The sequence below is a fragment of the Allobosea lupini genome, assembly GCF_900109525.1.
GTDB lineage: Bacteria > Pseudomonadota > Alphaproteobacteria > Rhizobiales > Beijerinckiaceae > Allobosea > Allobosea lupini.
In genome coordinates this window covers 418020-430285 of the sequence record NZ_FOAN01000002.1, presented here as the reverse complement: position 1 = coordinate 430285, position 12266 = coordinate 418020, and the positions used below count along the sequence as shown (strand labels likewise).

Sequence of the window (12266 nt, the reverse complement as noted above, 5' to 3'; positions counted from 1 at the left end):
ACCGCCTTCAATCAGCGAAGACGTGGGTGGTCGGGACAAGCCCGACCATGACGAGGTAGGCTCTTCAGCCCCTCAGCTTGCCCTGCCCCCATACTGCGCCTCATGCAGGCGCCGGTAGATCCCGGGCCGCTGCACCAGCTCCTGATGCCGGCCCTGCTCGGCGACGCCGCTCTCGTCGATGACGATGATGCGGTCGGCATCCTGGATCGTCGCCAGGCGATGCGCGATGACGAGCGTCGTCCGGCCCTTCGAGAGCTCAGCGAGCGAGGCCTGGATGGCGCGCTCGGTCTCGGTGTCGAGCGCCGAGGTCGCTTCGTCCAGGATCAGGATCGGCGGGTTCTTCAGGAACATGCGGGCGATGGCGAGGCGCTGCTTCTGGCCGCCGGAGAGCTTGACGCCGCGCTCGCCGATCACCGTGTCGAGGCCGTCCGGCAGCCGCGCGATCATCTCGTCGAGCCGGGCGCGTCGCGCAGCGTCAACAATCTCCTCCTCGCTCGCCGTCAGCTTGCCGTAGGCGATGTTCTCGCGGAGCGTGCCGGCGAAGAGGAAGACGTCCTGCTGGACGATGCCGATCTGGCCACGCAGCGAGGCCAGCGTCATCTGGCGGATATCGATGCCGTCGATGGTGATTTGGCCGCTCTCGACATCATAGAAGCGCGGCAGCAGCGAGCAGATCGTCGTCTTGCCGGCCCCGGACGGGCCGACGAAGGCGATGGTCTCGCCGGCGCGGATCGCAAGGTCGATGCCCCTGAGGATCTTGCGGTCCGGCGTATAGCCGAAGCTGACATTGTCATAGGCGATGTCGCCCTTGAGACCGGAGACAGCGATGGCGCCCGGCAGGTCGGCGATATCGGGCCGCGTATCCAGGAATTCGGTATAGCGCCGGAAGCCGGCGATCCCCTTTGGATAGGTCTCGATCACCGAGTTGATCTTCTCGATCGGCCGGAAGAACACCGTCACCAGCAGCAGGAAGCCGACGAAGCCGCCGGCAGTCAGGTCGCCGATCAGCACGTAATAGGCGCCGGCGATCATCACCGCCATCTGGGTCAGGCGCATGCCGAAATAGGAGAGCGAGGTCGAGGCCGCCATCAGCCGGTAGGCGTCGAGCTTGGTGCGGCGATAGCGCTGGTTATCCTCTGCGAACAGGCTGCGCTCGTGCTCCTCATTGGCGAAGGCCTGGACGACACGGATGCCGCCGACATTCTCCTCGATGCGGGCGTTGAAGGAGCCGACGCTGCCGAACAGTTTCTGCCAATTCGCCGTCATCCGCCGGCCGTAGCGGCTGGTCAGCCAGGCGACCAATGGCACGATCGTCGCGGTGATCAAGGCGAGCTGCGGGTGCACCATCAGCATCAGCACGAAGGCGCCGATGAAGGTCATCACCGCGATGAACAGGTCCTCCGGCCCGTGATGGGCGACCTCGCCGATTTCCTCGAGGTCCTTGGTCAGGCGCCCGACGAGATGGCCGGTCTTCTGGTTGTCGAACCAGCCGAAGGAGAGCTTCTGCAGATGGTCGAACGCCTTGCGGCGCATCTCGGTCTCGATGTTGATGCCGAGCATGTGGCCCCAATAGGTCACAACCACCATCAGGCCGGCATTGATCAGGTAGATCGCGAGCAGGCCGAGCGAGGCCAGCACGATCAGGCTCCAGTTCCCGCTCGGCAGCAGCTGGTCGACGAACAGCTTCACCGCGATCGGAAAGCCGAGCTCGAGCAGGCCCGAGATCACGGCGCAGCCGAAATCGAGCAGGAATAGGCCGCGATGGGGGCGATAATAGGCGAAGAAGCGGGCGAGCATGCCGGGGCTGTTAGCATATTGGCGGCAAGCTGGTCAGGTGGAGACGCACGGAGCGTCACGCACCGGTCGCATTGCGGCGACGGGGCGAGGCGGTTCGGCGGAGGTACCGACCTTGCTTCGTTGACGCGCCCATCGTGCGCGTCACGATCGCTGCTCTGTCGCGGAGGGGGTGCGCATGAATAGATTGGCGATCATGACAGGCATGGCGGCGTCGTTCGTCATGCTTCTGAATGGCCCCGTGCAGGCCCAGGAGGGCTGCAAGCAGGTCAGAACCTCCTGCTCCGCCATTTTCAGGAGCTGCGAGCAGAACTGCAACAAGGTCGGCAGCAACCCTTCTGCCTGCATCGCCCGCGTCTGCACGCCGCCGCTCGACGGCTGCAAGTCGAACGGCGTCTGGCGCAGCGTCCAGAGCGGCTCGGCCTGCTGGGCGACGAACAACAGGTCCTAGCTTCGAGGTCGAAGGCCGCTACTCGGTAAGCTTGTTCGCGCATGCTTATGGTTGAGATGTCGGTGAGACGCTACTTTCGGTCGCGCGTAACAAGCTGCCGGTAAGTGGATTCTCATGTTCAATATCTGGAAGAAGCTCGACCCGGACGCCATTTGGACGGCGCCGGCGCTTATTTTAATGTCGATTCAATCAGCTATTGTAGGAAAGGGTTATGTAAATCAGGATTTGGAATTGAATATGATATACATTGCATTAGTTCTTCTTTTTATAGGCAGTGCCGTTGGACTATTGAAGCCTATTAAAAGACGAATTGAGAGAGGAATTATAGTAGAGGATGATGCGCAAAAATACAAAAAAGCATATGCTGTAATATTAATGATATTAATTTTGCCTTGGATGTGGAATATAATTTCGCGTCTAATTCGCTAGAAGGCGTAAAATCGACCATTGAGGGGCGCCTCCGATTGGAGGCGCTTAACTCCCCAGCCGATACTTCACGAACCCTTCGCCGGCATCGCCGACCGGCTGCGCCTTCAGCGTTTCCGGCTTCTTGCTGACGGCGGCCGGAGAGGTCGGGAAGGTGACGTTGACGGTTGCCGGCAGCGGCTTCAGCGACCAGTTGTTGTCGGCCGCCGGATTGATCGTCTTCTTCTCGATGATGTAGCGCACGATCACGTCGCGATTGAGGTCGGGCGCCTCCAGCACCACCGTCGTCTTGGTGCCCGGGAAATTGCCGCCGCCGGAGGCACGGTAATTGTTGGTGACGACGATGAACTCGGCTTTTTCGTCGATCGGCTTGCCCTGATAGGCGAGCGCGACGATGCGATGGGCGCCTGGCGCCACCAGCTTGCCGTCGCCGTCATAGCGCGAGGCTTGCGTCACGTCGATCTGGTAGCTGACGCCGTCGATCACGTCGAAATTGAAGGCCGGGAAGCCGGGATTGATCAGCGGCTGCTCCTCGGTCCTGGCGACGTCGATCTGGTTGAAGATGCCGGCCGAGCGCTCCAGCCATTCGCGGATCTGCGCGCCGCTGACTTTCACGACCTGCACCGTGTTCGGGTAGAGATAGATGTCGGCGACGTTCTTGATCGCGATCGGCCCGGCCGGGATATCGGTGAAGAAGGCCGGCCCGGCGCGCCCGCCCGATTTGAAGGGCGCTGCGGCCGACAGGACGGGCAAGTCCTTGTACGGCGTCTGCGCCATCAGCGGCTTGGCATAGGCGATCTGCGCCTCCGCCACGATCTGTACGGAAGGATCGTCGGCGACGAGGGCGAAATAGCTGTTGATCGGCGCGCTCGTGGTGCCGACCGGCTCGCGCATATAGCTCAGCGTCGCCTCGTGGTCGGCCTTCACCGTCGCGAGCACGGCGGCTTCGGCCTCGGCCTTCGGCACGATCTTGCGGTTGGGCGTGCGCTCATAGATCGGCTTGGGGTCGACCTTGAAGTCGGCGATGCGCCAGCGCCCGTCGCGCTTCTCCAACTCGAGGTCGACGATGCCGACATGCGAGCCCCAGAAGCCGGGCTGGCAGGCCGGCTTGCCATGCAGCGAGCCCTTCTTGTTGTCGACGCCGGGAATGCCGTCGAAGGCCTTGCCGCCAGGGAAGACGAGATGCTGATGGCCGGTCAGGACGACGTCGATGCCGTCGAGCTTGGCGAGGTGCAGCGCCGCGTTCTCCTCGCCGCCCTTGCGTTCGCCGCCGGCGATGCCCGAGTGGCAGAGCGCGATGGTCAGGTCGGGATGGGCGAGCGCGATCTCCGGAAGGTATTTCTGCGCGGCATCGACGATGTCGATTGCGGTGACCTTGCGGTCGAGATTGCCCTTGTCCCATTGCATGATCTGCGGCGGCACGAAGCCGATTACCGCGATGTTGAGGATATGCTTCGTGCCGGCCTCGTCCTCGAAGCTCTGCTCGAAGATGCGCCAGGGCTCGATCAGCGTGCCGCCGCCGACCCGGTCGACATTGGCGCAGACGATCGGGAATTCGGCACGGGCGAGGCCGTGCTCGAGGAAATCGAGCCCGTAATTGAACTCGTGATTGCCGAGCGTGCCGCACTGATAGGGCAGGGCGTTCATCGCGGCGATCATCGGATGGGTCTCGCCGGCTTTCAGCCCCTTCTTGTAGGCGACGAAGTCGCCGAGCGAGGAGCCTTGCAGGAAGTCGCCATTGTCGAAGAGCAGGCTGTTCCTGGCTTCCGCCTGCGCCGCCTTGATCAGGTTCGCCGTCTTGGCGAGGCCGACCGTGTCGTCGGGCGCGTCGCGGAAATAGTCATAAGGGACGACGTTGACGTGCAGGTCGCTGGTCTCCAGCAGCCGGAGCTTGAGCTTGGCCGGGGCCTGCGCCGCGACCGGGCTGGCGAGCGCGCCGGCTGCGGCGATGGCGGCCCCGGCCTTGAGCGTGTCACGGCGGCTGAAACTGCGGGCGCGGTCCATCATCGGCTCCTGAAGCGAGGTGCTGCGACAGACGCTAGCACCATGGCAGGACCGTGACACGGGGACTTTCGTCATTGCGCGCGGTGGGAAGCAATCCTGGGGACGTTGTGCCGCCCTTGGATTGCTTCGTCGCTGCGCTCCTCGCAATGACGATTGGCGTTACCGGCTCACGCCCTCCATCCGCACTCGCCCGTCGGCGCCCTCGGTCCAGGCGGCGATGGCGCCGTCCGGGAGCCGTTTCGCCTTCACCTGGAACGCCTCGCCGGCGATCAGCGGCGCGAGCCCGCGATAGTCGAGCCGGATCGGCTCGCCGCCGGAGAGCGTCGCGATGATGTTCATGATCAGCGTCGCCTGGATGGGCCCGTGCACGACGAGGCCGGCATAGCCTTCGACGCCGGTGACATAAGGCTGGTCGTAATGGATGCGGTGGCCATTGAAAGTGAGCGCCGAATAGCGGAACAGCAGCACCGGGTTTGCCTCGACCGTCCAGGTCAGGTCGGCCGGGCGAGGCTCGGCTGGAGCCGGTGCCGGCTCGGCTCCTGGCTTGGCCGCCTCGCGATAGACGATATCATGGCGCTCGCGCAGCGCGACGCCGCGCGCCGTGACGAATGCATGGTTGACCGCGACGAAGCAGAGCGGGCCGGCGCGACCTGCTTTGTACGTGACGTCACCGATGGTCGAGCGGCGGGTGACCTCGTCGCCTGTGCGCAAGGGAGCGAGCGTTTCGATCCGTCCGCCCGCCCACATCCGCCGCGGCAGCGCCACCGGCGGCAGGAACTTGCCCTTGGCAGCGTGGCCGTCATCACCGAGCGCGGCCATGGGCGAGATCGGCGGGGCCAGGCACCAGTGCAGGGCGAGCGGCGCTTCGCCCTGCGGGTATGGCGCAAGATGAGGGGAGAACGTCGCCTCATAGCTGGCGACGAGGCGCGGCGTGATCAGGTCGGACGCCTCTTCCGAGCGGCCGATCCATGATTTCAGATGATCGATATCCATTGCGCTCAGTAGCTTCTCGGCATGCCGAGGACGTGCTCGGCGAGATAGGACAGGATCAGGTTGGTCGAGATCGGCGCGACCTGGTAGAGCCGCGTCTCCCTGAACTTGCGCTCGATGTCGTATTCCTCGGCAAAGCCGAAGCCGCCATGCGTCTGGATGCAGGCGTTCGCCGCTTCGAAGGAGGCGTCGGCCGCCAGCATCTTGGCCATGTTGGCCTCGGCGCCCGGATTGGCCCCGGCCTCGTAGAGGCGGATCGCCTCGCGCACCATCAGTTCAGCCGCGCGCATATTGGCGTAGGCCCTGGCGATCGGGAACTGGATGCCCTGGTTCTGGCCGATCGGCCGGCCGAAGACTTGGCGCTCCTTCGCGTAATTGGAAGCTTTGTCGATGAACCATTTGGCATCGCCGACGCATTCGGCCGCGATCAGGATGCGCTCGGCGTTCATGCCGGAGAGGATATAGCGAAAGCCCTTGCCCTCCTCGCCGACGAGGTTGGCCGCCGGCACCTTCACATTGTCGAAGAAGACCTCGGTGGTGGCGTGGTTCATCATCGTGCGGATCGGCCGGATCGTGAGGCCGGCCTGCAGCGCCTCGCGCATGTCGAGGATGAAGACCGAGAGCCCGTCAGTACGCTTTTGCACCTGATCGCGCGGCGTTGTCCGGGCGAGCAGCAGCATCAGGTCGGATTGCGCCGCCCGGCTGGTCCAGATCTTCTGGCCATTGACGACGTAGTGATCGCCTTCGCGGCGGGCGGTGGTGCGCAAGGCGGTCGTGTCGGTGCCGCTGGTTGGCTCGGTGACGCCGAAGGCCTGCAGGCGCAATTCGCCCGACGCGATTGCTGGCAGATAGCGCTGCTTCTGCTCGGCGCTGCCATGGCGCAGCACTGTGCCCATCACATACATCTGGGCATGGCAGGCGCCGCCATTGCAGCCCTGGCGCTGGATCTCCTCCATGATCGCCGCCGCGGCCGAGAGCGTGAGTCCTGCCCCGCCATACTCCTCCGGGATCAGCGCAGAGAGGAAGCCGCTCTGCGTCAGTGCCGTCACGAACTCGCTGGGATAGGCCATCTCGCGGTCGAGCTTGCGCCAGTACTCGCCGGGGAAGTCGGCGCAGAGCCTTGCCACCGCCTCGCGGATGTCGGTGTGATCGTTGGCTGTGGTCATGCTCATCTCAGGCCGATCGCGCCGCTTTCGCCATGAACTCGCGGCGTAACGCTTCATCATGTTCGCCGAGGCCAGGTGGCGCCCGCATCAGGGCGCGCTCGCCGTCGACCAGCACCGGTGGCGCCAGCACCTCGATCGGGCCGTTCGGGGTCGGGACGGGCAGGGCGGTCGCGGCCGGATGGTCGATCAGGTCGGCCATTGTCGAGACCGTGCCATAGGCGATGCGGGCGGCATCGAGCCCTGCTGCCGTCTCGGCATAGGTTCGGGTGGCGAGCGTCGCCTGGATCGCGGCATCGAGGGCAGGGCGGTTGCGCACGCGCAGCACATTGCTGGCAAAGCGTGGGTCGTCGAGCAGGCCGTCATTGCCCAGCACGTCGCGGGCCAGGATCTGCCATTCGCGCTCGCTCTGGATCGAGATCAGCACCTCGGCATCGGCGAGGCGGAACACGCCATAGGGCGCGATCGAGGGGTGGGCTAGACCGAGCCGCGGCGGTTCGATCCCGCCATAGCGCCGGGTGAGATAGGGCACGTTCATCAAATCGGCGATGGTGTCGAACAGCGAGAGCTGGATGCGCGACCCTTCGCCGGTGCGACCGCGCCGGATCAGCGCTTCGAGGATCGCGGCATAGGCGGCATTGCCGGTGGCGATGTCGGCGATCGAGATGCCGATCCGCGTCGGGCCGGAATCGGGGCTGCCGGTGACGGCGGCAAGGCCGGCTTCCGCCTGGATCAAGAGATCATAGGCCTTCTTGGTGTAGTGCGGCGTACCGGGCGCATAGCCGGAGATGTCGCAGGTGATCAGCCTGGGATGGCGCTGGCGCAGCGCCTCGCTGCCGATCCCGAGCCGGTCGGTCGCGCCGGGCGCGAAGTTCTGGATGAAGACGTCGGCCTCCGCCAGCATCGCTTCGACCAGAGCGAGGTCATTCGGATCCTTGAGGTCGACCCGGCAGGATTCCTTGCCACGGTTGATCCAGACGAAATAGGAGGACAGGCCTCCGGCATAGTCGTCATAGCCCCGCGAGAAATCGCCTTCCTCACGCTCCAGCTTGATGACGCGGGCCCCGGCATCGGCGAGCCGGCAGCTCGCCAGCGGAGCGGCCACCGCCTGCTCCAGCGCCACCACCAGGATTCCATCGAGAGCATTCGTCATCAGACCGTCGCGCGCCTTCCGTTCCGCGCGAGAGATCGTCGTCGGCCCGATGAAGTCAAATAGCGTTTCGCGATGGCGGCCATAGCGCCCGGCTCCATAGAAAAACCCTATGGCCTTCATCGCTTTATCCTTCTTGTCCGAGTGCTGGCTCTATGCGCCCTTTTTCGCCGGACGAGGCGCCGCTCAAGAGCGCCCGATGTCATGCGAGGTTCTGGGAGGATGCTCATGAAGACGATGAAACTGGCGCTGGCCGCGCTGGCCGGCACGCTGCTCGCAGGCTCGGCTCTGGCACAGGACAAGCCGAAGGAACTGGTGGTCGGCATCGCGACCTTCCTGTCGGGGCCGGCCTCGGTCTTCGGCGTGCCCGGCCGCAATGCCGCCGACCTCCTGATCGCGGAGATCAACGCCAAGGGCGGCGTGCTCGGCGTGCCCCTGAAGCCGGTCTATGTCGATGAGGGCGCCGGCACCAACCAGCTCCTCTCAGAATATCGCCGGGTCGTGCAGGAGCAGGGCGCGCAGGTGATGCTGGGCGCGATCTCGTCCGGCTCCTGCAATGCGCTCGCACCCGTCGCCGAGGACCTCAAGGTCGTCAATGTGATGTGGGATTGCGGCACGCAGACCATCTTCGAGGACGGCAAGTGGAAATACTCCGTCCGCACGCAGGCTCATGCCGGCGCCGAGATGATGGCGACCTTGCTCTACCTGATGAAGGTCAAACCCGACTTCAAGAGCGTCGCGGTGGTGAACCAGGACTATGCCTGGGGCCGTGAATCCTGGGCGCTGCTGCAGGCCGGCCTCAAGGCTCTGAAGCCCGATGTGAAGGTCGTCGCCGAGCTCTTCCCCAAGTTCGGCGCGCCTGATTTCTCCACCGAGATCACAAGGCTGTCGGCGCTGCGGCCCGACGTCGTGATCTCGACCTCCTGGGGTGGCGATCTCGACACTTTCGTCCAGCAGGCGGCTGCGCGCGGCCTGCTGAAGCAGTCGACCTTCGTGCTGCCGCTGGCCGAAAGCTCGCTGGAGCGGCTCGGCGCCGTCCTGCCGGAGGGCGTGATCGTCGGCTCTCGCGGCGACCATTACTGGCGCCATCCCAAGCACAAGGACACGCCGGAGATGCAGTCCTTCGTCAAGGCGTACAAGGACAAGACCGGCGTCTATCCGATCTACCCGACCTTCCACATGCAGCAGGCCCTGACCGGGTTGACCAAGGCCTATGAGAAGGCCGGCGCCGGCGGTAAATGGCCGAGCAAGGAAGAGGTCATCGCCGCCTTCGAGGGACTGGAGTTCAAGTCGCTGACGGGCACGGTCACCATCCGGCAGGACCATCAGGGGCTCGAGGACCAGCTGCTCGGCACGACCAAGCGCGTGCCGGACTATCCCTTCGCGGTCTACGACAAGATGGCGCTCTATCCCGGCAAGCTGGTGACCACGCCGCTCGGCGAGAAGTCGCTCGACTGGTTCGCCAAGGTGAAGCCGGACCTCGTCACCGACAAGTCGATCGAGACCTTCGACTACGCGAAGTGACGTCGCTTTCCTCGCGCTGGTCGTCCCGGAAAAGCCGCGTCAGCGGCGCTGATCTGGGACCCATGCCGGAACGGTTCAGGCATGGGTCCCGGGTCTCCCTCCGGTCGCCCGGGACGACACGTGCTGAAAGCAACCGTCCAAAAAATCTCAAGAACGGACCGCATGCCTCCTGAAATGCTCCTCCTCGCCGCGCTCGACGGCCTGGCCTACGGCTCGCTGATCTTTCTGGTCGCGGTCGGACTGTCGCTGATCTTTGGCGTGCTCGGCATCGTCAATGTCGCCCATGGCTCGTTCTATGCGATCGGCGCCTATGTCGCGGCGGCCGGCGTGCTCGCGCTCGGCGCGGCCGGGCTGCCGACCTGGCTCGCCTTTCCGGTGCTGCTGCTCGCGGCCGCGCTGGTCGGCATCCTCGTCGGCGGCCTTGTCGAGATCGCCTTGCTGCGCCGGGTTTACGGCAAGGAGGAGGTGCTGCAGCTGATCGTCACCTTCGCCGTCTTCATGATCCTGGAGGACGCGCAGAAGGTCGTCTTCGGCGTCCAGCCCTATTTCGCCAACGCGCCGATGAACTGGCTCGGCACCGTCGAGGTCTTCGGCATCTTCTACACCACCTACCAGCTCGTCCTGATGCCGCTGGTGGCGCTCGCGGTGCTGCTCGGCCTGCGCTTCTTCCTGCGCCGCACCAGCTTCGGCCGCGCCATCGTCGCGGTGACGCAGGACCGCGAGGCTGCGACCGCGATGGGCATCGACGCGGCGCGGGTCTACCTGATCACCTTCATCATCGGGGCATCGCTGGCGGCGCTCGGCGGCGCGCTCGCCTCGGCAACGACATCGCTGACCCCCGGCATCGGCGCCGGCACGCTCGTCCTCTCCTTCGCGGTGGCCGCGACGGCCGGGCTCGGCCGCATCGAGGGCGCGGCGGTGGCGGCGCTGCTGATCGGGCTCGGGCGCTCGGCCGCCGTCTATTTCGCTCCCGAGTTCGACGTGCTGATCCCCTATCTCATCATGATGCTCGTGCTGCTGGTCCGTCCGCAGGGCCTGTTCTCGACCGTACAGACGAGGAAGGTGTGATGGCGCGCCAGCTCGTCTTCGGCCTTGCGCTGATCGCGGCGCTCGCGGTCTTCCCGCTGTTCTCGCCCTGGTCGACGGTGATCCTCACCGTGGCGCTCTGCGAGGGCCTCGCGGCGCTCGGCATCATGGTGCTGCTGCGCGCCGGCCAGGTCTCCTTCGGCCATGGCCTGTTCTTCTCGTTCAGCGCCTATGCGGTCGCTTTCCTGGCGGCGGCCAAGGTCGGGCACGAGGCGCTGATCCTGATCCCGGTCGGCATGGCGGCCTCCGGCCTGCTCGCCGCCATCGTCGGCCTCTTCATCGTGCGCTACCGGGCGATCTTCTTCGGCATGCTCAACCTCGCCATCTCCATGGTGTTCTTCTCGCTGCTGGAGAAGCTGTTCTCGATCACCGGCGGCGCCGACGGCAAGCGCGTGCCGCGGCCGACCTTCGCCGGCATCGAATTCGGCCGCGAGCAGTTCGAGCTCGCGACCTTCTATGTCACGCTCGTGCTCTGCATCCTCGCGGCGCTCTTCGTCGCGCGTTACCTGCTTTCGCCCAGCGGCAAGGCGCTGGAGGCGATCAAGTCGAACGAGACGCGGCTCGAATATCTCGGCGTCTCCCCGCGCAAGGTGCTCTACGGCGCCTATCTGCTCTCCGGCCTGCTGGCGGGGCTGGGCGGCGCGATCATCGCGCTCGTCTCCGGCCATGTGACGCCGGAGCTGGCCTATTGGGTGCGCTCCGGGGAATTCGTCTTCATCGCGATCCTGGGCGGCATCGGCGGCGTCGCCGGGCCCTTCCTCGGCGCGCTGATGTTCCAGATCATCCGCGGCTATGCGGCGGTCTATGCGCCCGAGACCTGGCATGCCGTCCTCGGCGTCATGCTGCTGGTCATCATCTTCTTCGCCCCGGCGGGCCTCTACGGCATCGTCGCCGGCAAGAGCAGGCCGCAGCGCGAGGAGGGCGGGCGATGAGCGGCGTCATCCTCGAAGCCGACGACCTCAACCTGCGCTTCGGCGGCGTGCAGGCAGCGAACGGCGCCTCGCTCAAGGTCGCGGCCAACGAACGCATCGCCATCATCGGCCCGAACGGCGCCGGCAAGACCACCTTCATCAATCTCTGCACCGGCTATCTCAAGCCGCAATCCGGCCGCGTCGTCTTCAATGGGCAGGATGTGACGCGCCTCTCGCCGCAGGCGATCACCCGCCTCGGCATCGGCCGCTCCTTCCAGATCCCGCAGCTCTTCCTCGACAACACCGTGATCGAGAATCTGCTGCTGGCGCTCTCGGCGCGCGAGGGCTCCTGGTCGCCCTTCCTCGCCATGCAGCGCCACCCCAAAGCCGAGGAGATGTGGGCGCTGCTCGATCTGGTCGGCCTGAAGGCGACCGGCAACCGAATTGTCCGCGAACTGCCCGAAGGCATGCGCAAGCTGATCGACATCGCCGTCGCGCTCGCGCTCGAACCGAAGCTGATCTTCATGGACGAGCCGACCAGCGGGGTGTCCTCGACCGAGAAGTTCCAGGTGATGGACACGCTGACCCGCGTGCTCGACGCCCGCGCCACCACCGCGGTCTTCGTCGAGCACGACATGGATGTGGTCGCCCGCTACGCCAATCGCGTCGCGGTCTGGACCGGCGGGCGCATCGCCCATCAGGGCACGCCGGACGAGATCCTCAGCCATCCGGAGGTGCGTGAGACCGTGATCGGGGTGGGGGTCTGA

Annotated in this window: 11 protein-coding genes; 5 read left to right on the top strand and 6 right to left on the bottom strand. The window is 65.3% G+C overall.

Features of this window, described 5'->3' with window-relative positions; all coding sequences use genetic code 11:
• Nucleotides 1–72: 72 nt before the first annotated feature.
• Together BMZ21_RS07510 and BMZ21_RS07505 are read right to left on the bottom strand one after the other, a co-directional pair.
• Nucleotides 73–1797 (bottom strand): ABC transporter ATP-binding protein, encoded by a 1725-nt coding sequence (locus tag BMZ21_RS07510; protein ID WP_091831443.1) that lies wholly within the window; start codon nucleotides 1795–1797, stop codon nucleotides 73–75.
• A gap of 141 nt (nucleotides 1798–1938) precedes the next feature.
• On the bottom strand, nucleotides 1939–2235 hold the full coding sequence (locus BMZ21_RS07505; protein WP_091831441.1) for a hypothetical protein: 297 nt from the start codon (nucleotides 2233–2235) through the stop codon (nucleotides 1939–1941).
• Nucleotides 2236–2359: 124 nt separating this feature from the next.
• Here BMZ21_RS07505 and BMZ21_RS29860 point away from each other — a divergent pair, with 124 nt between their 5' ends.
• Entirely contained in the window at nucleotides 2360–2674 is a 315-nt protein-coding gene (locus BMZ21_RS29860; RefSeq protein ID WP_143079664.1) for a hypothetical protein, read from the top strand.
• 45 nt (nucleotides 2675–2719) lie between these two features.
• On the opposite strand, the gene BMZ21_RS07500 is transcribed toward BMZ21_RS29860, so the two are convergent.
• The 4 genes from BMZ21_RS07500 to BMZ21_RS07485 all read right to left on the bottom strand — a co-directional run bounded on the left by BMZ21_RS07500 (nucleotide 2720) and on the right by BMZ21_RS07485 (nucleotide 7981).
• Nucleotides 2720–4678, bottom strand: coding sequence for a bifunctional 2',3'-cyclic-nucleotide 2'-phosphodiesterase/3'-nucleotidase (locus tag BMZ21_RS07500; protein ID WP_091831439.1), 1959 nt, complete (start codon nucleotides 4676–4678; stop codon nucleotides 2720–2722).
• A gap of 156 nt (nucleotides 4679–4834) precedes the next feature.
• Nucleotides 4835–5668 (bottom strand): HTD2 family dehydratase, encoded by an 834-nt coding sequence (locus BMZ21_RS07495; RefSeq protein WP_208862232.1) that lies wholly within the window; start codon nucleotides 5666–5668, stop codon nucleotides 4835–4837.
• A gap of 5 nt (nucleotides 5669–5673) precedes the next feature.
• Nucleotides 5674–6831 carry an acyl-CoA dehydrogenase family protein gene (locus BMZ21_RS07490; protein ID WP_167561566.1) on the bottom strand — a complete coding sequence of 386 codons (1158 nt, stop codon included), beginning with the start codon at nucleotides 6829–6831 and terminating at the stop codon, nucleotides 5674–5676.
• A 7-nt stretch (nucleotides 6832–6838) separates the two neighbouring features.
• The gene (locus tag BMZ21_RS07485; protein WP_091832377.1) at nucleotides 6839–7981 is read right to left on the bottom strand and encodes a CaiB/BaiF CoA transferase family protein; all 1143 of its coding nucleotides are present in this window, start codon (nucleotides 7979–7981) and stop codon (nucleotides 6839–6841) included.
• A gap of 225 nt (nucleotides 7982–8206) precedes the next feature.
• Between BMZ21_RS07485 and BMZ21_RS07480 the strand changes: the two genes are divergently transcribed.
• From BMZ21_RS07480 to BMZ21_RS07465, 4 genes are all read left to right on the top strand, one after another.
• Nucleotides 8207–9502, top strand: coding sequence for an ABC transporter substrate-binding protein (locus BMZ21_RS07480; RefSeq protein WP_091831433.1), 1296 nt, complete (start codon nucleotides 8207–8209; stop codon nucleotides 9500–9502).
• Nucleotides 9503–9664: 162 nt separating this feature from the next.
• The gene (locus BMZ21_RS07475) at nucleotides 9665–10570 is read left to right on the top strand and encodes a branched-chain amino acid ABC transporter permease (protein WP_091831431.1); all 906 of its coding nucleotides are present in this window, start codon (nucleotides 9665–9667) and stop codon (nucleotides 10568–10570) included.
• A complete protein-coding gene (locus tag BMZ21_RS07470; RefSeq protein ID WP_091831429.1) occupies nucleotides 10570–11520 on the top strand; it encodes a branched-chain amino acid ABC transporter permease in 951 nt (316 codons plus the stop codon). Before BMZ21_RS07475 ends, BMZ21_RS07470 begins: the two co-directional genes overlap by 1 nt.
• A complete protein-coding gene (locus BMZ21_RS07465) occupies nucleotides 11517–12266 on the top strand; it encodes an ABC transporter ATP-binding protein (RefSeq protein WP_091831427.1) in 750 nt (249 codons plus the stop codon). The genes BMZ21_RS07470 and BMZ21_RS07465 overlap by 4 nt, the downstream gene beginning before the upstream one ends.